The 20,340-nt window shown below is 62.8% G+C and carries 24 protein-coding genes; 12 read left to right on the forward strand and 12 right to left on the reverse strand.

Annotated elements, in window-relative coordinates; all coding sequences use genetic code 11:
• Positions 1–80: 80 nt before the first annotated feature.
• The gene (locus BLS81_RS20870; protein ID WP_176787231.1) at positions 81–257 is read right to left on the reverse strand and encodes a hypothetical protein; all 177 of its coding nucleotides are present in this window, start codon (positions 255–257) and stop codon (positions 81–83) included.
• A gap of 332 nt (positions 258–589) precedes the next feature.
• Positions 590–910 carry a hypothetical protein gene (locus BLS81_RS17350; RefSeq protein ID WP_093225758.1) on the reverse strand — a complete coding sequence of 107 codons (321 nt, stop codon included), beginning with the start codon at positions 908–910 and terminating at the stop codon, positions 590–592.
• On the opposite strand from BLS81_RS17350, the gene BLS81_RS17355 reads away from it, so the two are divergent.
• Positions 888–1,175 (forward strand): hypothetical protein, encoded by a 288-nt coding sequence (locus tag BLS81_RS17355; protein WP_143023392.1) that lies wholly within the window; start codon positions 888–890, stop codon positions 1,173–1,175. The two genes, BLS81_RS17350 and BLS81_RS17355, sit on opposite strands and share 23 nt — an antisense overlap.
• A 336-nt stretch (positions 1,176–1,511) precedes the next feature.
• Complete coding sequence (locus BLS81_RS17360; RefSeq protein WP_093225761.1) at positions 1,512–1,736, forward strand: hypothetical protein; 225 nt, start codon at positions 1,512–1,514, stop codon at positions 1,734–1,736.
• 113 nt (positions 1,737–1,849) lie between these two features.
• Here the strand turns inward: BLS81_RS17360 and BLS81_RS17365 are convergent, their stop codons facing one another.
• Positions 1,850–2,068, reverse strand: a complete 219-nt coding sequence (locus BLS81_RS17365; protein ID WP_093225822.1) for a hypothetical protein — start codon at positions 2,066–2,068, stop codon at positions 1,850–1,852.
• 592 nt (positions 2,069–2,660) lie between these two features.
• On the opposite strand from BLS81_RS17365, the gene BLS81_RS17370 reads away from it, so the two are divergent.
• From BLS81_RS17370 to BLS81_RS17390, 6 genes are read left to right on the forward strand one after another with little or no spacing between them, the layout of a single operon-like run.
• Positions 2,661–2,951: a hypothetical protein gene (locus BLS81_RS17370; protein ID WP_093225762.1), complete on the forward strand. Its 291-nt coding sequence runs from the start codon at positions 2,661–2,663 to the stop codon at positions 2,949–2,951.
• The gene (locus BLS81_RS17375) at positions 2,941–5,244 is read left to right on the forward strand and encodes a type IV secretion system DNA-binding domain-containing protein (RefSeq protein WP_093225764.1); all 2,304 of its coding nucleotides are present in this window, start codon (positions 2,941–2,943) and stop codon (positions 5,242–5,244) included. The genes BLS81_RS17370 and BLS81_RS17375 overlap by 11 nt, the downstream gene beginning before the upstream one ends.
• A gap of 3 nt (positions 5,245–5,247) precedes the next feature.
• Entirely contained in the window at positions 5,248–8,304 is a 3,057-nt protein-coding gene (gene mobF / locus BLS81_RS17380) for a MobF family relaxase (RefSeq protein WP_093225765.1), read from the forward strand.
• Positions 8,305–8,347: 43 nt separating this feature from the next.
• On the forward strand, positions 8,348–8,551 hold the full coding sequence (locus tag BLS81_RS17385) for a hypothetical protein (RefSeq protein ID WP_093225823.1): 204 nt from the start codon (positions 8,348–8,350) through the stop codon (positions 8,549–8,551).
• Positions 8,552–8,607: 56 nt separating this feature from the next.
• Entirely contained in the window at positions 8,608–8,841 is a 234-nt protein-coding gene (locus BLS81_RS20470) for a hypothetical protein (protein ID WP_143023393.1), read from the forward strand.
• On the forward strand, positions 8,828–9,436 hold the full coding sequence (locus BLS81_RS17390; RefSeq protein ID WP_093225766.1) for a hypothetical protein: 609 nt from the start codon (positions 8,828–8,830) through the stop codon (positions 9,434–9,436). Before BLS81_RS20470 ends, BLS81_RS17390 begins: the two co-directional genes overlap by 14 nt.
• Positions 9,437–9,614: 178 nt before the next feature.
• Here the strand turns inward: BLS81_RS17390 and BLS81_RS20475 are convergent, their stop codons facing one another.
• On the reverse strand, positions 9,615–9,995 hold the full coding sequence (locus tag BLS81_RS20475) for a hypothetical protein (protein ID WP_143023394.1): 381 nt from the start codon (positions 9,993–9,995) through the stop codon (positions 9,615–9,617).
• 228 nt (positions 9,996–10,223) lie between these two features.
• Entirely contained in the window at positions 10,224–10,742 is a 519-nt protein-coding gene (locus BLS81_RS17395; protein ID WP_371128300.1) for an SOS response-associated peptidase family protein, read from the reverse strand.
• Positions 10,743–10,800: 58 nt separating this feature from the next.
• Here BLS81_RS17395 and BLS81_RS17400 point away from each other — a divergent pair, with 58 nt between their 5' ends.
• A complete protein-coding gene (locus BLS81_RS17400; RefSeq protein ID WP_093225769.1) occupies positions 10,801–11,415 on the forward strand; it encodes an SOS response-associated peptidase in 615 nt (204 codons plus the stop codon).
• Positions 11,416–11,448: 33 nt separating this feature from the next.
• Here the strand turns inward: BLS81_RS17400 and BLS81_RS17405 are convergent, their stop codons facing one another.
• The 4 genes from BLS81_RS17405 to ligD are packed head-to-tail and all read right to left on the reverse strand — an operon-like array spanning position 11,449 to position 14,893.
• A complete protein-coding gene (locus BLS81_RS17405) occupies positions 11,449–11,691 on the reverse strand; it encodes a DUF6582 domain-containing protein (protein ID WP_093225825.1) in 243 nt (80 codons plus the stop codon).
• 12 nt (positions 11,692–11,703) lie between these two features.
• Positions 11,704–12,186 (reverse strand): NUDIX hydrolase, encoded by a 483-nt coding sequence (locus tag BLS81_RS17410; protein ID WP_093225771.1) that lies wholly within the window; start codon positions 12,184–12,186, stop codon positions 11,704–11,706.
• Entirely contained in the window at positions 12,183–12,983 is an 801-nt protein-coding gene (gene xth, locus BLS81_RS17415) for an exodeoxyribonuclease III (protein ID WP_093225826.1), read from the reverse strand. The genes BLS81_RS17410 and xth overlap by 4 nt, the downstream gene beginning before the upstream one ends.
• 5 nt (positions 12,984–12,988) lie before the next feature.
• Positions 12,989–14,893 (reverse strand): DNA ligase D, encoded by a 1,905-nt coding sequence (gene ligD, locus BLS81_RS17420; RefSeq protein ID WP_093225772.1) that lies wholly within the window; start codon positions 14,891–14,893, stop codon positions 12,989–12,991.
• A 134-nt stretch (positions 14,894–15,027) separates the two neighbouring features.
• Between ligD and BLS81_RS17425 the strand changes: the two genes are divergently transcribed.
• Positions 15,028–15,204 carry a DUF3606 domain-containing protein gene (locus tag BLS81_RS17425; protein WP_093225774.1) on the forward strand — a complete coding sequence of 59 codons (177 nt, stop codon included), beginning with the start codon at positions 15,028–15,030 and terminating at the stop codon, positions 15,202–15,204.
• Positions 15,205–15,474: 270 nt separating this feature from the next.
• Here the strand turns inward: BLS81_RS17425 and BLS81_RS17430 are convergent, their stop codons facing one another.
• A complete protein-coding gene (locus tag BLS81_RS17430; RefSeq protein WP_093225775.1) occupies positions 15,475–16,218 on the reverse strand; it encodes a hypothetical protein in 744 nt (247 codons plus the stop codon).
• A 496-nt stretch (positions 16,219–16,714) separates the two neighbouring features.
• Here BLS81_RS17430 and BLS81_RS17435 point away from each other — a divergent pair, with 496 nt between their 5' ends.
• Positions 16,715–17,266 carry a VOC family protein gene (locus BLS81_RS17435; RefSeq protein WP_093225777.1) on the forward strand — a complete coding sequence of 184 codons (552 nt, stop codon included), beginning with the start codon at positions 16,715–16,717 and terminating at the stop codon, positions 17,264–17,266.
• Between the two features lie 199 nt (positions 17,267–17,465).
• Here the strand turns inward: BLS81_RS17435 and BLS81_RS17440 are convergent, their stop codons facing one another.
• Together BLS81_RS17440 and BLS81_RS17445 are read right to left on the reverse strand one after the other, a co-directional pair.
• Positions 17,466–18,302 (reverse strand): aldo/keto reductase, encoded by an 837-nt coding sequence (locus tag BLS81_RS17440; protein ID WP_218123154.1) that lies wholly within the window; start codon positions 18,300–18,302, stop codon positions 17,466–17,468.
• Complete coding sequence (locus BLS81_RS17445; RefSeq protein ID WP_256326312.1) at positions 18,299–19,192, reverse strand: NmrA family NAD(P)-binding protein; 894 nt, start codon at positions 19,190–19,192, stop codon at positions 18,299–18,301. Before BLS81_RS17445 ends, BLS81_RS17440 begins: the two co-directional genes overlap by 4 nt.
• Positions 19,193–19,310: 118 nt before the next feature.
• On the opposite strand from BLS81_RS17445, the gene BLS81_RS17450 reads away from it, so the two are divergent.
• Positions 19,311–20,219 (forward strand): LysR family transcriptional regulator, encoded by a 909-nt coding sequence (locus BLS81_RS17450; protein WP_093225780.1) that lies wholly within the window; start codon positions 19,311–19,313, stop codon positions 20,217–20,219.
• Positions 20,220–20,340 lie beyond the last annotated feature (121 nt).

Consider the following 20,340-nt stretch of genomic DNA (forward strand, 5'->3'; position numbering starts at 1 on the left):
CCTAAAACAGGGCGGCAAGAAGAAGTGAAGGAGGGCGGTGGGCGAGAGCCTGCCGCCCTTTCACGTTTAACGCTCGGCGATCAGGCGGCCGGGGGCTTTTCTCGGCCATTCTTCGGCTTCAGCAGCGCGTCAATCGCGCTGCTCAGATGATGCGACGCCTCGTCCTCGCCGATCGTGGAAAGATATTCCAGTGCCTGCCGCATCAGCGCCAGACCGAGCGCCCGCCGGACGGTCGGCGCGTTCGCATTGCGATCCATAGCATCACCTCGGGCGTTGAGGCCTCCAAGGAGATGCCGGCACACCCCGACCAGATCAGCTCCCGCGCGCTGGGCGCGGGAGCCGGGGCTGGTAACACGTCGAGACATGCGCCTACGCTTTTAGTGCCGAGGCACCTGGACATATGCGCAGGCACCCCGGCGTGAAAGCTCACCCCGAGTTGCCGTTCTCGACGGGATTACCAGTCCCGGCGCTGCCCGTTCTGCAGCGCACAAGGGGCCTAACACAGGCGCACGGTCGAACCAACCCGACGGGCCCGGTTCTCGCTCAGGGACTTGCCGATCCGTCCTTCAAGGACCTGGGCGATTACCTTTCAGCTGAGCCTATGTAGCAAGTTGATCCGGTCGATCATGACCGTCTCCTCACCATTAAGTGCAAGCGCTGCCACGACAGCTGAATAGCAGAAACGCCGACGCCTTGTCGGCTCGATCATCTGCTGCGTCGGCATGATAAGCGCAGCGCCGACCAGAAGCGCCACTTCCCTTAGGCTGTGCAACCGTTCGACATGATCGCGAACCTGTTCATGGTCGAAGCTGTCGACAGTCAGATGATGCGCAAAGCGGTTGCGGATCGTCGCCATCCGCAGCAGCTCGCGCGCGAAATCCGGGTAAATGATGCCCATCGCCTCGGCCATCACGACCTTGTTCCGGAACGTCGATAAGGGCGCGCTGCCCCCCCGGCGAGAACAGATCCTTCTCCATGTCTCCCGAATAGGCGTCGAGGTTCGCGCGCAGCAACTCGGCCAGTGCATCTTCGAGATGTGCCATGCAGACGATCGCAAGGGTGCGATCGCTGGTCTCCACACTCTCAGCCAGATCTATCATCAACTGCATTTCATTCCGGTCGTAGACCGGCACCTTTCGCTTCTTCATCTATCCCGTGCCCTGCATCCGCGCTGATCGAAACTGTTGCCTTCGGTTCGGGCCAGTTCCCACGGCACGCTAGAATACCAACAATGCGTCGCTCTCGGCGCCCAGCCTCAACCTCCAGAGAATGAAATCTCTCACAGACTTCCAAGGATGTCGTTGAGGGAACCACCGCGTCAAGGACGGCGGGGCCCCACCATTTTCTTCGGCGGATCGAGGGCAGTGCTCAAGCTTCAGCGGCAGTGCCTCGCCGAAGAAAATCGTGACCCCCACCGCCGCTGCGCGGCGCCGGCTGTGCCGGCGTCCCTGACCCGGCGGCTCCCTCAACGACGGCCATTCCCCTGTCATTCAAGACGACAGGAGGCTCCCATGCAGATCAACTCGACCGCCGCGCACGCCGACACCGTCAACTATCTCGCCGCGCTGGCCTTCGCCGAACGCCGCGCGCTCCACAGTTTCTTCGACCAGCACGTCATCGAGGAAGGGGACGGTCACTACATCGCCATCGACGAGGGTGACTATGACGCGCTGCCGATGCGGCTTATCGAGCGGGTGGTCCACACGGTGCCGGGCCGGATGTCCGACGAGTTCTAAGCGACGGGGAGGGGCGGTGACGCCTCTCCCTTTTTTTGTGCTCAGGGTACACGGGCATGAGGGGCATCGAGCCCCCATGCCCGTGCCGCGACTTCGTCGCGGCGAAGTCGGCCTCAGGCCGCCAGCCGCTTCTCGACTTCTTCGATTCCGAGCGCCTTGATACGCCCGGTCAGCACTTCCAATCGCCTGCCGTCGAGCTTTAGTAACCCCGACTTTTCTACGGCCTTGATCGCTTCCTCACGCTCGCGTTTCGCAAGCTGCTCGCGCTTCTCGGCGAGCCGCCGCTCTTCCTCCTCGAGCGCCTGCCGTTCCTGTTCCAATGTACGTGCCATCATGGCCTCGCTGTTCGGAGCTGATCGGGCTGCGAACGATGTCTTTGTAGCCTTTTGTCCGGCCGATCGGAAGCGGCTGAATACCGATGGCGGCGGACGCCCGAGCCTCCTCGACTGGACTCAACGCACATGACTTCAACACCAAAACCCCGCCCTCAGCCGCGCGCTTGGTCTGACGACCAGGCGCACTACACGGCAGCTTTTCGACATAGCATTTGTTCTTCCGCCGAGCGCCGGCCCTTCCGCCCACAGGGCGGAGCTGGCCCAGCGGGATTCCGGAACGACCTCCATGAATGGACCATCGACATGACCCAGGGACCATGGATCAATCCTGATAGATTTAGCACACCCTACGCACCTGAAGGTGCAGGATTCCCACGGCGTTTCAGTGACTTATCGCGAATGCGACGTGTGTCACGGCGTGGGACAGGTGCGAGGCCCGTGGACTTCCCCGTAATTTCCGGGGGTTAGCCGTGCCACGCGGCAACACGCGTAGGCTGCATCCCAATTCCCTTTGCCGCTATCCGTGCGATCCGCTATAACTAAGGCCGCTTTCTCAAGTCCCCACCAGCCTCTCTGCTAGGAGGCTGGTTTGTCCTCGACGACACGACACTGCACGGTCCGGCTCGACCGCAAGCAATATGATCGCATTCTGGCCCTCGCGGTGGACCAGAACTGCAAGCCTTCCGACATCATCCGGGCGGCCGTCGATGCCTATCTCGGCACCGCGAGCGTCATCACATTGAGTCACCGCCGGCTGGCGCGGATCAGCGAGTTCATGCAGCTCGCGCTCGACGTCATCATCAGCGAGCAATTTCCCGAATTCCGCGAGCGGATCATCGCCAATACGGACAAGCGCCTGGAGCAGTATCATGGCGCGTAAGGACATCCGCAGCGACGGTCGTGCCATTCCGCTGACCCACCATTCGGCGCGTGGCAAGGTTCACCGCAACGCCGGCAATTTCACGCGCGGAAGTCAGCTTCTGACGCATGAGATGCTGATGTGGTTTTCAGGCGCCAGGCTCCCCTTCATCCTGTGGTTCTTCAGCTTCCTGGCCGCCTGGTTCGTCATCATGTCGCTCAAGCTCGACGAGCACGGCTTCCAGCTCGTCTGCATGAAGCTCTACGCCATGCTGTGGGACTGGGTCGGCCTCGACCCGGCCAAGCGCGTCAACGTCACCCTGCCTAACGGCGAGATCCACCGCACGATCATGGCCGTCGTGCAGTATATGCCGGACGTTCAGAAGGCGTGGAGCGTCGCGGTGCGCGGCCTGCTTGGCGCCATCCTCGTCTCCATCTTTCTCACCATCCCGCTGACGATCTGGTTCGTCGATATGTCCCGGCGCCGTGGCCGATCGATCCTGCAGGAGCGGCATGAGCGAGGCGCCATGCTGGTCGATCGCGATCTGCTCCTCGCCGAAGTCTCACAGCACAACTTGGCCGCCTTCGAGAAGGAAGCACGGGAATGCCTGCCGGACCTCTCGCCAAGGCAGGTGCTCCGCCTGTCGTTCGCGGCGCGGAAGGCAGCCGGAATCCACCATCCCTATAGCCTCGCGGGCATCCCGTTTCCGCACCGGATGGAGCAGTCGCACACGATGCTGATCGGTACCACCGGCTCGGGCAAGACGACCGAGCTGCGCAGCCTCGTGAGGCAGATGCGCGAGCGCCAGGATAGCGCGGTCATCTTCGATCTCACCGGGGCTTATGTGGAGGCATTCTACGATACAGACCGGGACACGATCCTCAATCCGATGGACCGGCGCTGCCCGGCCTGGTCGATCTTTTCCGACTGCCGCACCCACAGCGAATTCACTGCCGCCGCCGCAGCGCTGATCCCGTCGGACGGCGGCTCCTCCGAGCCGTTCTGGGCGCTTGCCGCACGCACCCTTTTCATCGAGATGTGCGTGCGGCTGCAGGAGCGTGGCGAGACCACGAATCTTGCCTTGTCCGAGCATCTGATGACCGCCGATCTGAAGCGGGTCCATCGCTATCTACAGAACACCATCGCCGACCCGCTTACCGCCCCCGAAGCGGCCCGCATGGCGGAGTCGATCCGCGCCGTCTTCAACACCAATGCCCAGGTTCTGCGCTTTCTCCCTGACGAGGGTCCGCGCTTCTCGATCCGCGACTGGATCACGGGCGAGAAGAAGCCAGGATCAATCCTCTTCATCACCTCCAACTATGTCGACCTGCCGATGAACCGGGCGCTGCTCACGCTCTGGATGGACCTCGCGATCAACCGGCTCATGACCATGCCGCGCACCCGGACCTTAAGGACCTGGTTCATGTTCGACGAGCTCGGCGCGCTGCACCGACTGCCGGCCATCGAAAACGGTCTCCAGACCGCCCGCGCCTTCGGCGGCGCGATGATCCTCGGCATCCACAGTTTCGAGAAACTGGTCGAGGTGTACGGCGAGCAGGGCGCTCGCAATCTCGCCTCGCTCGCCCGCTCCAAACTCATCCTGGCGACGGCCGATCTCGACACCGCCGAGCAGTGCGCGCGCTATATCGGCAACCGTGAAGTTCGCCAGATGGATGAGGCTTATAGCTACGGCTACAACAACACGCGTGACGCCTCGACGCTGACCCCGCGCAAGCAAGTCGAACCGCTCGTCATTGCCGATGACATCACGAACCTGCCTTCGATGCACGGGTTCGTGAAGTTCCCCGACGGCTTTCCCGCCGCTCGCATCAAGCTCGAGTGGAAAGACTATCCCGAGGTCTCCACAGGCTTCGTGCCCCGCCCCGACATGAAGCCAGTACGGTCCAAGCGCGGAGATGAGGTGTTCGAGGGTGAGGAGAGTGGTGAAGCCGGTGGGCGGGACGGCGCGGGTCAGGTGATCGAGGAGGCCGTCGAGCCAGTCAATGTGGCCAAGGAGATGGCCGCGCGGATCCTCTCGGCCGAGGCGGAAGACGAGAAGGACCCGAACAGCACGGCCGTCCGCGAGAACAACGCCGATCGCGACGGCCAGCCCTCCCGCGTGCATGCCGCCGACACGGCGCAGGCCGCCCGTGCGGCAGTCGAGCAGGAGACGGTGCAGGCGCGCGACCGTGACGATCGGCGGGACGGCCGCGGCCACCATATCGCGCGCCAGGTCGAGGACCAGACGATCGTCGAGCTGCGGCAGGATTTCTCTGCCGGCCGCGAGGCTGATGGCATGGATATGGGGATCTAGTCGGTGCTCTCCGTCGCCTCTGTCCGATCCGCTTCCGGTGCCGCCGGCTACTTCGCAAAGGACGACTATTACACCGCCGAGGACAGCTCCGATGTCAGTGTCTGGGGCGGCGAGGGTTCCGCCGAGCTGGCCCTATCTGGCGAGGTAACGAAGGACGCGTTCGAGGGCATCCTCAATGGCATCCTGCCAGGCGGCGAAGCGATCGCACAGGTGGAGAACCGGCGATCGGGCGTCGATCTTACCTTCTCGGCACCGAAGTCGGTTTCGCTCCTCGCCTACGTCACCGGCGACAAGCGCATCCTCGGCGAGAACGGCGCCAACATGAAGGCCGTGGCCCGCGCCATGGCATGGGTAGAGAAGAACCTTGCCGAGGGTCGCAAGGATGTGGAGGGGCGCAAGGTCCCGGTGCAGACCGGCAACCTCGTCTATGCTCTTTTCCAGCATGACACGAGCCGGGCGCTCGATCCCCAGGCACATGTCCATGCAGTGATCGCCAATTTGACCAAGATGCCGGACGGCAAATGGCAGGCGCTCCATGCGGACAAGATCTGGAGCAACAATACGGTGATCGGCTCGATCTATCACGCCTTCCTCCGCGAGGAGATGGAGAAGCTCGGCTACCAGGTCGAGCTCAAGGGCAAGCACGGCACGTTCGAGATTGCCGGTGTCCCCAAGGCGGTGCTCGACGCTTTCAGCCAGCGGCGGGAAGCCATCCTCGAGAAAGCCGCCGAGCTTGGGATTACCTCGCCCAAGGGCCGGGATAGCGTCACCACCAACACGCGCGATCCGAAGCTGAACGTCGACGACCGTGAGGGTCTCCAGCGCGATTGGATCGAGAAAGCGGCCGCTCTGGGTTTCGATGGCAAGGGGCTCCTGGAGGCGGCGCTGGCGCGGTCCGCGCAGCGCGAGCCGGGCGGCGCGCTCGAACGCGGCTATCGTGCCGTCACCGACGCGCTGACGAGCGCGTGGGACAAGGTCGGCGGCATTCTCAAAACGCACGATCCGCTCGTGGATCGCGCCCTGGCGCGGGTGACCCATTCACCTGCGGAGGCGCGGGCTCAACTCGCTGTCGCGTCCGCAGTGCGCATCCTTTCCGAGCGCGAAGCGGCCTTCAACGTCAATCAGCTCGGCAAGACCGCGCTAGACCTTGGTTTGAAGGGTGTGACGGTCGACCACGTCGAGCAGCGGGTCGCCCGGCTCGTCGAGCGCGGACAGCTCATCGCCGGCGAGGCGCGCTTGGGCGATACCCGGCCGCGGATGGTGACGACGCAGGAGGCGCTCAGAGCCGAGGAACGCATCCTCGCGGCGGTCGAGGAAGGGAAGGGGCGATCCCTCCCGCTGATCGACGCGAGCGAGGCGCCGGCGCGGCTGCAAGCGGTTGCGCCCCATGAGCTCAATGCCGGGCAGCTTGCCGCCGCGACCATGATCCTTTCGTCCGCAGATCGCACGGTGGTGGTGCAAGGCATCGCCGGCGCGGGCAAGTCGACCATGCTGCAAGCGGTCGCGCGCGTCGCGGAGGGGGAAGGCCGCGCCGTCACGGGCCTCGCCTTCCAGAACAAAATGGTCGCCGACCTTGCCGACGGCGCCGGGATCAAGTCGCAGACGATCGCGTCCTTCATTCTCGCCAACGAGCGGCATGTCGCAACCCGGCAGGGAGACGTTTACGAGCAGGCGCGAGCCGCCTTCGCCGGCCAGATGCTCATCGTCGATGAAACCTCGATGGTCTCGAGCGACGATATGCTGAAGCTGCATCAGATCTCGGCCGCGCTTGACGTCGGCAAGCTCGTTCTCGTCGGCGACCGCCAACAGCTCTCGTCGATCGATGCCGGCAAATCCTTCGCGCTCATCCAGGCGGGCGGTGGGACCATGGCGCGCATGGATGAGAATATCCGGCAGCGAACCGACCAGCTTCGGACGGTCGCCGCGCTCGCGAATGTCGGTGAGGCGGGGCAGGCGATGAAGGTGCTTGGCGAAAAGATCATCGAGCACCAAAGCCCCGCGCTCCACGCGGCTGAGATGTGGCTTGGGCTGTCGCCCGCCGATCGCGACGCGACGGCGGTTTTTGCCTCCGGCCGCGCCTCGCGCGCGGTCATCAATCAGCGCATCCAGGACGGGCTCGCGACCGAGGGGAGCGTGCGGGGAGAAGGAATCCACCTCACCGTCGTCGAGCGGGTGAACACAACCCGCGAGGAGCTTCGCTATGCCTCGACTTACCAGGCGGGGCAGACACTCGAGGTTGGCAGGGGAGGGGGGCGGGACGTCGGCCTGGCTGCCGGCCGCTATCAGGTCGATAAGATCCACCCCAATGGCAAGATCGATCTCCTGGACGGTCGCCGGCGTATTCGGTTCGATCCGCAAAAGCTGTCCCCCACCGAGAAGCGCGACCGCCTTCAACTCAGCGACAAGAAGGGTCTGCACCTCCGGGAAGGCGATCGTGTCCGCTGGACTGCCAACGACAAGGAGCGGGGGCTGCACAATGCGGCCCTCGCGAAGGTCCTTACGATCGATGCGAACGGGGTCACCGTTGAGACGGCGGCGAAGGAACGGCTAACGCTCGATCTTGGTGATCCGATGCTCTCGCGGCTGGATCTCGCTTATTCCCTCAACATGCACATGGCGCAGGGCATCACCACCGACAAGGCGATCACCGTCATGTCGAGCCAGGAGCGCAATCTTTCCAACCAACGCCTGTTCAACGTCGGCGTCACTCGCGTGCGCGACGAACTGACGATGGTGGTCGACAATAGGGAAAAGCTCGAGCGCCAGCTCGACAACAACCCCGGGAACAAGACGTCCGCGCTCGAAACGATCGGACGCCTCGACGTCGACCGCGAACGCGCGCGATCCCCAGGTGCCGGCTCGCGCGAAAAATTTGACCCGGGTCCGGTAGACCTCAAGGATCTGCCGCCACTGCCGGGCGATCCTTCGCCTCCGGCCGATCTCGGCGGCAAGGCGTCGCCGCCCAAGGTCGACAAACTAAGATCACCGCCCAACGTCAAGCCCGACTGCGGCGACGTGCTGCCGCCGCTGCCGGAACGCAGCCTGGGGCTCGATCTGTGACTACCGAACCGGCCGGTTTGCCGGATAGATGAAGGAGACGACGATGAGTGGATGGGATTTCGACGACGTCGGGAAATTCGGAAGCGACAAAGCGGCCGAGGACTTCGCCAAGCGCAACAACGTGGATCCGCGGGACATCCGTATCCGCGAAAAGGGCGACGGCGTGGAGCTGGAGATCCGGCGCTCCAGTCTGGAGGGCCGCGGCCTCAAGGACAGCGGCGAGGGGCGCCGCGACGGCTGGAGCTGACAGGCAGCAGCGTCGGCGCGGGGCGCGAGCCTCGTGCCCCAACCGGGAGAGGTCCAATGTCTCAGATTTTCGATCAGCTTGGCCGACTTGCGCTTGGCAGTTCGCTCCTTCTTGTCGCAGCGGCGATTGTGATCGTCATTGCTGCCCGGTTCGCGCCGCGCCTTCGCCACATGTTCAAGCATCGTGCGGTGCGATCACCGGTAGCAAAACCGTTGCTCAGTAATCGAACGCACGCGACGCAGGCGACGCCGGTCTGGCCGCTGGAGGGCCGCTTCAATGGGGCTCGATGATCGCGACTATATGCGCGAGCGCCGGCGCGCAGAAAGCAAAGCGGCGCGCCTCAGCCACGGTTATTCAGGAGGGCGGTATGGGTCCGCTGGGCGCTTCACAACGCACCCGTGGCAGAAGTGGATTATCCTCCTGTCGGCGCTCTCGATCCTGGTGCCCATGTACGGGGAAATGCAGCGCAAGGGCTGGCTCCCGGATCTGGCGGCCGCGATCCCGTTTCCAGAGACGGGGTCGGTTACGGTTTCGCGCACGATCAGCGCGGCAGATATCAAGAGCAGGCTGACGGTCGAGGCCAGCGAAGCGAACGCAGTCGTCCAGCTCTTTGAACCGACGACGAACCGCCACATTCTCTCACTGTATGTGGCGGCCAACAACCGGGTCACCGTACCGGCCCCGATCGGCACTTTTCGAATGCGGCTGATCGAGGGGCAGCGATGGCACGGAACGACCCGGTATTTCGGGCCGAACACGTCCTATGAAACGGTGGCAGACCTGATGACATTCGAGCCGCGAAGCGAGCACATCGTCGACCTGCATCGGAGGCCAGACGGCAATCTCAAGACCCGCGTCATGCTGTCTCGGCCAGTAAGCTTATAGCCAACCAAGTGCCATCCGTGACACTTTACCTAGCGCTTCCGGGTAAAGTGTCATTGATGACAATCCATCACGTCGGATCGGTAGACGTGGCATCAAGCCAGTCCCCGCCAGGTCCATCGAGGGCGAGCAGATTGGCCGCTTGCGGGACGGGCTCGGTCACGGTGTCGGTCGTTATTGGTCAGCTGCCCAAACGATCACAATCTGACTGCTCTCGACATCCGACATATTCGCCACAAACATGGGCCGCGGCTTGTTGGATTCGATGGGCTTCCTCCGCGACCTCGATATCACCGACGTTGGAGCATGACGCGCCGGCAATCGAATTCCGGCATTCCCGTTCTTCCGCGTGAGACATTCGCCGGGCAATACTGCGCGGAGCCGACTGCTTATAATCGTCGAGCGCATCGCGAAGCTCGGCCGGAGCCAGCCATTCGAGATGCTTGGCGCCGCATTGCTTCGCCAACTCAGCCTCATAGCCATGCCAAACCCGATCGTACTTCGACGTCGGACTGGCTAAGGCCGGGACGGCCACGGCTGCTACGATCCATAGGTAGCGCATGTCTATTGCACCATCACAGACTGACATTGGACCTCCAGCGTAGGTGCTCGGGCGCCCGGCTTTCGGGAAAGCTCGCGCCGCCTATCATGCTTGGAGCGAGCGGGTCGCCCCAATATATCTCTTTCGCACCGAGCGACCGCTGAGTGGTGGAGAGCCGTCGTTCGAAACCCGCGGCGATCGCTTCGCGTCGTATAGGCTTGCTCCCGACTTCCTGCCGTCCAGATCAGTTCACAACACGAGCGCTGGCTGGCGAGGGCCGCTCGTGATCTCCTCGATGACGAACGTGCGCGCCGGTGGCGTCTCCAACAAATCGACTTCCGGCACGTTCTTGTCGAGCCAATGCATGACCTGACGACGCAGGATGATGGCCCCATGCCGGTCCTGATAGCGACTGACCTCAGGATTGGCGGCGACGGTGATAATCCGGAACGCGAGCGGATAATCGGCCATTGCCGGTTCCCAAACGCCGGCAAGATAGAAGAAATTGCCGTCGTCGAGCCGCACGCGATAGCAGCGATCCTTCACGGTCATGTGAAACTCGGAGGCCGGCATGAGACAGCGGTGACTAGGGAATGTCTTTCCCTCGGATCGGACGAATCGATACGACGCGCCGTCGCTGAAGCGTGGGTTGGATCCCCATGTCGCCTCGACCATTTCAAGCTCTGCGCTATTGTCCGGATTGTAGCGAATGATAGCGCGCTTGCTCCCGACAGGAGCATCCGAGTCGAATGGGGTTGGCGAGTCCATGCGAAGAACATAATAAGAACGATGAGGACTCGCAAGATGGGCTGGAACGGAGCGATCAATGTGCAATGACTATCGCCTGGAAGTCGACATCGCCTCGATCGCTCAGGACTTTGATGACCTGAAGATCAAGATCAAAATGCCCGAGGGCACGCCGAACGTCGAGGCGCGCGAGGACATCAAGATCAGCGATATCGCCCCGATCGTCCGCAGCGGCGATGTCCGCGGTGCCGGCGAGCTGGTCAATCGCCGCTGGAGTTGGACAGGGCAGGGGGGCAAGCCGGTCTATAACTTCAGATCGGAGGGCCGGGAGTTCACATCGAACCGCTGCCTCATCCTGGCCGATGGCTTCTACGAATTCACGAAGCCCGACGATCCCAAGCAGAAGCGCAAGACCAAGTGGCTCTTCACGATGCGGGATCATCCGTGGTTCTGCATTGCCGGCATCTGGCGCGCCACGCCTGAGGGTGAAGCGTTCACAATGCTGACGATGGAGCCGGGGGACGACATTCGCCCCTATCATTCTCGCCAGATCATCCCGCTGACGCGCGATCAATGGTCTGATTGGCTGGATCCGTCGGTCCCGGCCCACGAGGTGCTGCGCGCCCTGCCGAAAGGTAGTCTGCCAGTGGTTCAGGTATACCCTGAGGTGGCCGCGCAATCACAGATGCTCTGACTGCAGAGCTGTGCGCCCGGGCATCTGGTCGGGCTAGCTCTTCCCAATCTCACGCCAGCTCTTTTCCGTGATCTCGACGCCGTGTTTTCGCGCGGCCGCTTCGATCCGCTTCCAAGCAGCATCTCGCTCGTCGTCGGACACGTCCTTGACCTGGTTGAAACGGGCGACCGCATTTCGCACGTGGCTCGCATTTTCAAGCGGCTCCTTGCGCTGCTTGGGAAACGCGAAGGACCCTTTGTCCAGTTCATTCCGGTCTTCGGCACTAAGCTCGGTCATCATCCATCTCCTTTAGGTCGGTAAGTGGTCGGCGAGCGGAAGGGCAGCGACGAGCCGATCGAGGAATGGCGCCTGGCTCGCAAGGATGTGTTCTCGGGCCGCTTCGAGGTTGAACCATCGTGCCTGGTCGACTTCCGGGATGGCCAACGTCCGGCCGGAACGCGGTGGCCAGCTAATCTCGATCATATTGCTGACCAGTGCCGCAGGCTCGAAATCTTGTTCGGCCGCGAAGGCGACCACCCTCTTGCCGCCAGCTTGGCGAACTTCGCCCAGGGCCATCAACGCGCCGTCGATCGGGCAGCCAAGCTCTTCGGCGACCTCCCGGCGAGCCGCGGTTTCTGCATCTTCGTCCGGTTCGATCAGCCCCTTCGGAATCTGCCAGGCGCCCGCATCCTTGCCCCTCCAGAACGGGCCACCCGGATGCACCAACAGCACCTCTGTGGACCCATCGATGCAGCGGTGTAGCAGGATGCCGGCGCTCCTCGGGGCCGTCATTTTCGCTTCCTCTGCGCCGGTTTTGCATCGGCAAGCTCGATCCATGTGGGTGCGTGGTCGCTGGTCTTTTCCCAGCCGCGCACCTGCCGGTCCACCTGCGCGTCGACCAGGCGATCAGCGAGAGAAGGACTGAGCAGCAGGTGATCTATGCGCAAGCCTGCGTTGCGGCCGTACGCGTTCCGGAAATAGTCCCAAAATGTATAGATCGTCTCGTCCGGATGCATGGTCCGTAAGGCGTCGGTCCACCCTTGCTCGAGAAGCCGAAAAAAAGCCGCGCGAACCTCCGGCGCGAACAACGCGTCGTCGAGCCACCGCTCCGGCTTATAGACGTCCCGCTCGGTCGGCATGACGTTGAAGTCACCAGCCAGCACGACCGGCGCGCCACTCGCAAGAAGATCGGCGGCATGCTCGATGAGCCGCTCGAACCAGAGAAGCTTGTAGTCGAACTTGGGCCCCGGGCGGGGATTGCCATTGGGCAGATAAAGGCCCGCGATCAGCAGGCCGTTCACCGCCGCTTCGATATAGCGGCTTTGTGCGGGGTCGGGATCGCCCGGCAGGCCGCGCCGGGTTTCATGAATCTCGCCGACACGGCTCAGCATCGCAACGCCGTTCCAGCTCTTCTGGCCGTGCCAGACGACATCGTAACCGAGGTCGCGGATCGCTTTTTCCGGGAATTTTTCCTGCGGGGCCTTCAGTTCCTGCAATACCACGATGTCTGGCTGCTCTTCCTCCAGCCACCGCACCAGGACCGGTAGGCGACCGTTCACACCGTTCACATTGTAGGTGGCGATCTTCATCGAGGTCACAGGTCCGGCAGCATCTGGTCGGCACGTCCCCAGCCTGTCAGCGCTTTCGAGGCGGCACGCCTCACCAGCTCAGCCGCGTCACCAATATGGAAGTGATTGGGTGCATCGATCGTCTCCATCTCCTTCCAACTGATTGGGGCTGCGACCGGGGCCTCCGGCCGGGCGCGGACGGCATAGGGCATCACTGCGGTCGCCCCGCGCTGGTTGCGAAGGTAATCGACGAAGATACGGCCTTTGCGCTGTGCCTTGGGCAGCGCCGCAGTGAAATTGTCGGGATCGCTTTGCGCAACGGCCTGAGCAAGGCGGTGTGCGAAATCCTTTACCTCAGGCCATTCGGCCCTCGGCACCAGCGGCGCGATCACGTGGACGCCTTTGCCTCCGGTCAGCATCGGAAATGTTTCCAGACCGATCGACTTCAGGATGTCGCGGAAGTGGAAGGCCGCGGTGCGCACATTCTCGAAGTCCAGCCCTTCGTCAGGGTCGAGGTCGAACACCAGGCGGTCGGCCTTCTCGACGTCTTCGATCCGAGCACCCCAGCCGTGAAACTCGATCGTGCCCATCTGTACGCAGGTCAGCAGACCGTCGGCCGTGTCGATGAAGAGGTAAGGCTCTTCATGCCCATCCTTTTCGAGGATGCCCACGTGTTTGACCGTATCGCCAAAGCTGCCGGCATCATGCTTCTGAAAGAAACACTTCTTCGCCCGGCCTTGCGGGCAGCGCACGAGGCTGATCGGTCGACTGCCGACCCAGGGCAGCATGATGGGCGCAACCGCCGCATAATGGTCGGCGAGCTGGCCTTTCGTGATGTTCGATTCCGGGAAGATAATGCGGTCGCGGTTGCTGATTTTCACCCGAGACACGGCCGGCGGAGCGATCTCGGCGACCGGCTCTTCTTTCTCGAGCACGACCGCTTCAGGCTTCTTGTCGGCGCGCAGTCCCAAATAGCTCGGGTGACGCAGCGTGCCCTCGTTGGTCATCTCCGTGTAAGCGATCTCCGCCACGAGCACCGGCTTGAGCCAATGGGCGCCGCGGACTTCAGCGCGCGGTGCTTTGACGGTCGCATCTTTCTGCTCGAGCGGTCCCATCGTCTCCATCAAGCGGAGGATTTCGGCCATCCTGAAGCCGGTGCCGACTTTCCCGGCGTATCGAAGCACCCCATCCTCGTGAACGCCAAGGATCAATGATCGGAAGGCACGCGACTTGTCGGACGGCGTCCAGCCTACGACGACGAACTCCTGTCGTTTGATGCACTTCGTCTTGAGCCAGCCGCCCGAGCGCGAGCCGATGTAACGCCCGTCGGCCTTCTTTGAGATGACGCCTTCCAGTCCGCCATCACAGAAACTGTGCAGCAGTTTCTCGCCATTGCCCTCGATGTGGTCGGAGAAGCGGATGCGGTGCTTGCCCTCCGGCAGGATCGTCCGCAACTTCGCCTTGCGCTCTGTCAGCGGTAGACCGGTCAGATCCTCGCCATCCAGCTCCAGAAGATCGAAGGCTATGAAATCAATGCTGGCCGGCGCGCCCTTCAGCGCTCCCTGCAGGGCCTGGAAACTCGACCGGCCATTTTCATCCATCACAACGGCTTCGCCGTCGATGAGCGCGGAGCCGACCGCTAGCGTCGCTGCTTCGTCGGCAATGTCTCCAAACTTTTCGGACCAGTCGAGGCCAGACCGGGTGTACGCTCGAGCGCTCCCGCCCCCGACGGCCACCAGCAGCCGATAGCCGTCATATTTCATCTCATGGAGCCAGCGATCACCCGACGGCACCGTGTCGACCAGGGTAGCCAGCTGGACAGGCCGGAACGGCGGCGGCTTCAGCGCTCGCGCGGAGGCTGTCTTACGCGCTCGACCGGCTCCGCTCCGGCGTTCCGTGGTGCCTGCCTTGACCATGACGATGATACTCATTGCCTGCCGGACTCGTTCCACCGCTGATGAGACTCGATCCATCGACAGCGTCAGAGCGCGTAGGCCGAGCAGGAAACCTGGGCGTGAGAACCGCGTTGCAAGGCAGTTAAGACCAAAAGCTCAAGGAGAATGCCATGGCGGACGACAAGACCCTCCGCGGTCCACAGGACAGCTCGCGCGTCGCGCTCGGCGAGGATTACGAGGTCGCGTATTGGTCAAAGAAATTTGGCGTGAGCCGCGACAAGCTTGCCGAGGCGGTCAAGGCAGTCGGCAATGGCGCCGACGCCGTGGAAGAATATTTGAAACGGTGAAGCGGCCACCGCTGCTCCGGCGGCCTTAGCGTATCGTAGCGTCGCCCTCATGCCCTGGCTAAGTTTGAGGAGTGAGCGAGGACGGCGCAGCGCCCGCCGTTAGCGGCCGCAGTCGACCAGACCTTGTCGTTGAGTACCGGGCTAAGGAAACACGGATCAAGTATGCGCCGCCGTTCGCGCCGCAAGAAGGTGCCGGCCAGCCATCGCCCACTGCCAGTCGTTTGAGTTCGCAGTTTCGCTGCCTGATAGGGTCCATCGCAGCTCGAGAGATCAGTTTGACCGAAATCCATTTTTCGTGAGTTGCGCGGTTCGAAGGTCAAGTCCGTCGCCGTTGCGAAAAAGGTCGGCGATGCCAGCTGCATAGCGATCGAACGTTCCCTCGCGCCGAGCAGCTTGCCACCCGGCGTGGACGACAACGAAGAGGATCTTGAAATTCTCTCCAAGCCGGGCGCGTGTTTCCGGCTCGGAGAGTCTGCCGGTGGAGAGGGCGGCGGCCACTTGCGCCCGCACGCCTTGCACGCTGCCGGGAGGTGGCTCTCGCCCCTCGTGCACGAGCATCCAGCCGAGGAGCAGATAAGCGGCCTGCGCACTGGCGGCGTCATCGCCATCGAGTCCGTAAGGACGGACAATGCCAGCATAGATCGCATTATAGTCACGCTGCCGGAATTCTGCCTCGATTTGACCGGCGTCCTTTGGATCCTTCCCGCGAACGCGGTCGATAAAAGTGGTAAGCACCTCCCGTCGAAGCGCCGCGCTAGCAGCGTAGCGCATATCTGTGTTTACCGCTGCTCCCCGCACGGGCTGCGCAAAGGGATGCTGGGCGCCCGCCGCACTCCCACACCACGGCGTATCGGGATCGACGCGCTGCCCTATTCCGCGGGCGCGGGCGCATTCCGACTTTATGGTCGCGCCCATACTCATCGTGTTTGCAAGAGCGCCCATGTTGAAGACGCCGGAAATTCCCTTAGCCCGAGCCGGCATGGCGCCAGTAACAAGGAGCAGGCCGATGAGCATTATCGAGGCTGTTAAACGCACTTTAGGCCTTTCCCACCGAGCCAGACGGCCGCCGCGTTCCGACCACAGCCGTAACGATCAACGGTGCCAATGGATGCCGTGAGGTGGATATCCGAAAGGCTGCAATCGATTAGGGACCGTGAGCTGGGTTAAAGCTGTGCGTCGGCCCAGCCTCGGTCGTTCCTCGATCAACGTGACCGGAGGTCGCGAACGTTACGTTCAGCCGAAACCGGGTCTTCACCGTGCTCGCGAACGAAGGCTTCGTTCTACGAGCGTCTGGCAGGAGGCGACCAACTCAAGCCGTTCCCATCAGCGGCGGGGAACGACCGCTTGGCCCGAAAGCGGCCATAGGCATCCCTAACCGCAGCTCCCCGTGATCGTGATCCCGCACTGGCGGCTCCCGACCCATTTTCTGCCATGGCGGCTCCTGCCCCAACTGCCCTGCCATCTCGCTGGGCGCATTTTCGGGCGGCGCCCTAAGCGCTAAGGCGTCACCATGAAGATCATCTTCGCCATGCTGCTGGCATTGGTTACAGCCGGGGCGCAGGCTGAGACAGCGCAAGTACGGCCCAGTGAGAGTGCTGCTATGAACGAAGCCACCAACGTGATTGCCGTGGACCACACGGGCTTCGCTGTATCGTCTTTGGACGAAGCCATTCGGTTTTGGACAGAAGCGCTCGGCTTCACACTTGAGCGTCAGTCGGAGATGGGGGGCGATTTCCTGCATCAGGTGACAGGAGTCGATGATCCAAGTGTGAAAACGGCGATCGTCAGGGCGCCAAACGGCTACGTGGTCGAACTGTTGCAATATTCAAAAGGGCGCCGGAACGGGGCAGTGCCAGACAGCGCGGGGGCGATCGGTGCGGCCCATCTGGCTCTGACTGTGAATGACATCCATGCCGCCACTGTCCGCGTCGAGGCAGCAGGGTGGAAAGCCAAGGGTAGCCCGCTGCCGATCACGGGTGGTCCACGGAAGGGAACGCTGGTGGCCTATGTGTCAGGCCCTGATCATATCACAATAGAGCTTATGCAGCCGCCAGCCCGTTAACGTAGCCGCGGAAGTTTCCCGCTTCACCATCGTTTTCGGGGCGGCCGCTATCGCCCACGCCTTTCCATAAGCCGCCAGTCCGTTTCCCACAACAATCCGAAATCCGGCACCGACGGCTCCCGACCAAGTTCGGACGTATTGCGGCAGGCTCGCCAGCGGCCGCTTCGGACGAAAGCCGTCTTGCGTGCAAACGTGCGTATCATTCAGCTATCGGCTTATCCCAGGGGGGCGCGAAGGGTGGGTTCACCAGCCGCTGTCGCTTGGGCAAAGATGCGATGACTTGGCGATCCTCGTCATCGAGAGCTAGCGAGAGTGCATCCAGGTTGGTGCGCTGGCTGATAATACGCCCGGCTTTGGGGATGGCGGCGACGCCTTCTTGGCCGAGGAGCCACGCAAGCGCGACCTGTGCCGCAGACGCGTTATGTTTCGCACCGATCCGGGCGAGGTCCTCGCTTTCCGCCGCCTGACCCTGGGCAAGCGGGCAATAGGCGATCAGCGGGATCGCCTTCGACCGCAGATAGCCGAGCATCGGCGTCTGATCGAGGTAGAGGTGATACTCGACCTGGTTGCACGCGATTGGCGCGCCGATCTCGTCGATCGCGTGGTTCAGCATCGACAGCGTGAAATTGGCAACACCGATCGCGCGGGTTCTCCCCGCCTCCCTTGATCGCATCAGCGCGGCCAGTGTCGTCGCCATATCCATGTTCGTGGCGGGCCAATGGACCAGATACAGATCGACATGGTCCAGCTTGAGACGCTGAAGGCTCGCATCGAGCGCGCGGGCGAGGGCGTCGGACGCGAGATGGTCATGCCAGACCTTGGTGGTGACGTGCAGATCGCTTCGCGCGATGCCCGATGCGGCGATGGCGGCACCGACGACCTCCTCGTTGCCGTACATCTCAGCGGTATCGATATGGCGGTAGCCGAGCGCCAGCGCGCTTTCGACCGCTTCCTGGCAGGCCGCGCCCTGCATGCGGAATGTCCCCAGGCCAAGCCTTGGCAGCGAAATGCCTTGCGTTTCGAGCGGCGCGATCATTTCGACAATCCTTCGCGCGCCACCAATTCGGCGATGATGGTATCGGCGTCGATATTGCCCTTGCGGAGCGCTGCGCTGTCCTCGGCGAAATCGATCCAGCCTTCGTTGAAGCCATCGAGCATCCGGATACGGAGATAGGGATTAGTCGCACCTTGCCCGCGGAACATCGCCTCCCAACTGTCGCGAGGCACGATTTCGGCCCGAACCGGTCGTCCGAGCGCCTTGGCAAAAGCGGCGGCGAGATCATTGGGCGAGACACGCCGTGGACCTTCCAGTTCGACTATCCTGTTGCCGATCCAATCCTCCTGGATAAGCTTCGCTGCCAGCGCTCCGATATCTTTGGTCGCGACCATCGCGATCGGCTTGTCGAGGGGCATCAGGAAGCTGTGGAGGACACCCTCGTCGCGCGCGGACGCCACATCCCAGAGCGCGTTCTCGATGAACCAGCCGGCCCGTAGGAATGTGACCGGTATCGGCAGAGCGCTCAGGGCCTGCTCGATCAACGTCCGTTGGGTCAGCAGATTGTCCTGCACGGCATCCGCACCGATCGTCGACAGGCAGAGTATCCTTTCCGGGCGGGCCGCGACCAGGGCCGCAACGATCGCATCGATCGTCTCGCGCGCCTGAGTGTAGCCAGGCACGGGATCGAACTCGGACGGCGGCAGGATGAAAACCGCATCGGCCCCGGCGAAGGCCGTGGTGAGTGCCGCCGCGTCGTTCATGTCCGCAAGAGCGACGTCGCAGCCCCGTGCCGCCCATAGAGCGCCTTTGCCCGCATCGCGGACGACGGCGCGTACGGGCAGGCTCTGTTCCAGCAACGCACTGCCGAGTGCGCCGCCAACCTGACCGGTGATCCCAGTAATTGCGTACATGATGATTTCCTCGCGCATCGTCTGGTACAGCCACGCCGGGCTGCGTCAGCGACCGCGTTACGCTTCTGTTGGAGATGCTCTGCGCGCATAACTATCACCTCTACAGTGACATGGAATCACCATAGAGACGGGAGCTATGAGCTTCGATACGCGAATATTGACCGGAGTCGGCGTGCTGGCCGCAGTAGCGGAAACAGGAAATTTCGCGCGGGCTGCAGACGTGCTCGGGCTAACACCGTCGGGTGTCAGTCGCGCCATCGCGCGGCTTGAGGTGCGCATCGGCATCCGACTCTTCGATCGTTCGCCGCGGGCCGTTACGCTTACCGACGAAGGACGGCGGTTCCACGCCCAGATCATGCCGCTGCTCGCATCGATAGAGGAGGCCGCGATCGACGCTGCCGGTGCTGCAGCGACGGTGAGCGGCAAATTGCGGATCAACGTCGATCCCTGGTTCGCGCGGATGGTGCTTGCCTCGCGGCTGCCGGCGTTTCTCGCTCGCTACCCACAGGTGTCGATCGACCTGCTTGTCAGCAACCACCGCGAGGACATGATGGCGGGCGCCGATGTCGCCGTCCGGTTTGGACCCGCCGACGGCGAATCACTCATTGTGCGCAAGCTGCTCGACACGCGCGTACTGACTTGCGCAGCACCAGCCTATCTCGATCGATATGGCACGCCGCAGAGCCCACACGATCTGCTGCACCACGAAGCGCTCCTGTTCCGGGACCCGCAGACCGGCCGGCCGTTCGAATGGGAGTTCTCAAAGGATGGTCAGGCGATCGACGTCGATGTGCGCGGTCGGATGACGACAGACGACCCATCGACCGCGATCGAGGCCTGTGCTGCAGGCTATGGCATCTTCCAGAGTCTGGCGCTCGGCTTGGATGCGTGGCTGCGACGCGGTGAACTCGTGCAAATCCTGCCCGAATGGTCGGCTGAGCGATATCCGCTTTACGCCTATCTTCCCTCTCGGCGCCTTCCGCCGGCAAAGGTGCGCGTATTTCTCGACTTCATCATCGAGACCGTAACTGCGTCCGGGACCTAACAATCCCCATTCGTTTGAGAAGGCCTTTCTGGCGAGGTCTTTGCCTGCGAATGACGCGTCCGGCTTGGCTGAAAGCCGACAGTTTCGAAGGCGGTTGGGAATGGCCGGTAAATTTTACCTC

Source organism: Sphingomonas sp. NFR15, from assembly GCF_900103265.1.
Lineage (GTDB): Bacteria > Pseudomonadota > Alphaproteobacteria > Sphingomonadales > Sphingomonadaceae > Sphingomonas > Sphingomonas pollutisoli.